Here is a 2,385-nt window from a genome sequence, read left to right on the forward strand (position 1 = left end):
TGGGTGCGACACGAAGTCGCATAATGTAATTGTTCGGCAGTGACCGAACCTGCTATTCCATTAGCAGTAGCCTAACATCACCAAAGCAGTTGGTAACGACTGTGAGGAAGCCTGATGTGAAAGAGTAGCCCTCCCCGAACGGGGTCAAGCGGAAGCTGTGAGGCAGAAGTGACAAGCTGCAAGCAACAATGCGGCTGGGGAGCTTGGCTGTGTGGTATGGTTAATGTAATGTAAATCGCCAATAAACGTCGTTAAAGTGCGAACAGGCTAAAGTTGCTGATAAGCCTGAACCAAAAGGTGTTGCAGTCGGTTGTCCCCTTCCATAGTGGGGGCACATGGACATTATGACTGTCGGCGGAGAGGCGGAACCTAACCCACACTGTTCATTATGTGAAACGTGGTAAGCCCGTATTTTCTCCGGCATAGCCGGAAAGCAGACCGTAAGGGAAGCCCATGGGAAATGCGGGTAAGGAGCGATGGAAAAAGCGAACGCCGCCCCTGTAATGGGGACGGATAGAGATTGCAACATTATCTCACGCGAAAGCGGGCAGACTTCCATCCGGTCTTTCTTTACGAGAGAATTTACAGAACTTTTGAAGGAGGAAATTGCAAATGAACGGGAAACCGTGTGCATCCCCCGGCATTGCAACGTGCTGGGAAGCCATAGACTGGCAGAAAGCACTTGCGTATGTCAAAAAGCTGCAAGTGCGTATCGTAAAGGCTCAAAAAGAAGGCCATTACAGCAAGGTAAAATCGCTGCAATGGCTGCTGACACATTCGTTCTATGCCAAAGCCTTGGCAGTGAAGCGAGTGACAAGTAATCAAGGCAAAAGAACATCCGGCGTAGACCATGAATTATGGCTGACACCACAGGCAAAATTCAACGCAATCTCAAAACTCAACCGGCGGGGTTATCACCCGCAACCGCTCAGACGGCACTATATCCCTAAGAAAAACGGGAAAATGCGTCCGCTGGGCATCCCGACTATGACCGACCGAGCCATGCAGACACTCTACAAATTTTCGCTGGAGCCGATAGCGGAAACCTATGCCGACCCTAACTCCTACGGGTTCAGAATCGGCAGAAGCACCCATGATGCAATCGAGCAGTGCTTCACTGACCTGAACAAAGGGAAATCCCCGGAATGGATACTGGAGGGCGACATCAAGGGCTGCTTCGACCATATCAGTCACGAATGGCTGTTGGAAAATATTCCAATGGACACGCAAATACTCGAAAAGTGGCTGAAATGCGGATATGTGGAAACGCGCAAATTGTTCCCAACGGACGAGGGTGCGCCGCAGGGCGGCACAATCTCCCCTACACTTATGAACATGACGCTGGACGGTCTGGAACGGCTGCTTCAAGAACGGCTTCCCACCCGACAGAAGGTAAATGGACGAACACACTTTAACAAGCTGAATTTCGTGCGTTATGCGGATGATTTTATTATCACCGGAGAATCGCCGGAATTTTTGCGGGACAAGGTGCTGCCTATCGTCAAAGAATTTCTGACAGAACGTGGGCTACAGCTCTCGGAAGAAAAGACGGTCATCACTCATATTGAAGATGGCTTTGACTTCCTGGGCAAAAACATCCGAAAATATAACGGCAAGCTACTCATCAAACCGTCCAAAACTTCGGTCAAGTCGTTCTTAGAAAAGGTGCGGAGCATCATAAAGGGCAATAAATCCACCAAACAGGAAACGCTGATACGCAAGCTCAATCCCGTTATCCGGGGCTGGGTGAATAACCAGCGATATGTCGTGTCCTCCAAGGTGTTCAGCAGGGTTGACTATGAGATATACAAATGCCTGTGGCAATGGGCGAAGCGCAGACATAAGAAAAAGAGCCACAAATGGATTGCACAGAAATACTGGCACCATATTGGCTCCCGTCAGTGGACATTCTCTGTTCCCTATGAAAACCAAAGTACCGAGGGTGAGCCGCTCTACTGCAAACTCGAATACGCAACCGATACAAAAATCATTCGATTTAAGAAAATCGTAGCGGAAGCAAACCCGTTTGATGAATGTTGGACGGACTATTTCGAGGAACGAGAGGGCGAAAAGCTACTCAACAGCACGAAGGGACGGGAAAAATTACTGACAATCTGGCGGCGGCAACATCGCCGCTGTCCGGTCTGTGGAGACCTTATCACATCGGAAACCGGCTTCAAGGTGCATACTCCAGCCGGCAAGAATAGCCTGAAAATCATGGTACACAAGGAATGTCATGAAGAAATCCACAGCCTGATTACTACTTTTGAGCCGGGTTCCCGATAAGGGGGCCTTTTGAAAGGCTTGAGCCGTATGAGGGGAAACTCTCACGTACGGTTCTTAGGGGAGGGATGGGCAGCAATGTCCATCTCTTACCCGACCAGA

1 protein-coding gene is annotated in these 2,385 nt (G+C 49.6%); it reads left to right on the top strand.

Translation table 11 applies throughout. From position 1 onward, the window contains the following. The first annotated feature begins 612 nt into the window (after positions 1-612). Positions 613-2,286 carry a group II intron reverse transcriptase/maturase gene (ltrA, locus tag ACESSZ_RS16350; protein ID WP_274271675.1) on the top strand — a complete coding sequence of 558 codons (1,674 nt, stop codon included), beginning with the start codon at positions 613-615 and terminating at the stop codon, positions 2,284-2,286. Positions 2,287-2,385: the final 99 nt, after the last annotated feature.

The organism is Eubacterium sp. 3_1_31 (assembly GCF_964249515.1).
In the GTDB taxonomy this organism is placed as follows: Bacteria; Bacillota_I; Bacilli_A; order Erysipelotrichales; family Erysipelotrichaceae; genus Longicatena; species Longicatena caecimuris.

What these genes read in the sequence shown, in the direction of transcription:
- ltrA (WP_274271675.1), top strand. Translation starts at nt 613, where the DNA reads ATGAACGGGAAACCGTGTGCATCCCCCGGCATTGCAACGTGCTGGGAA.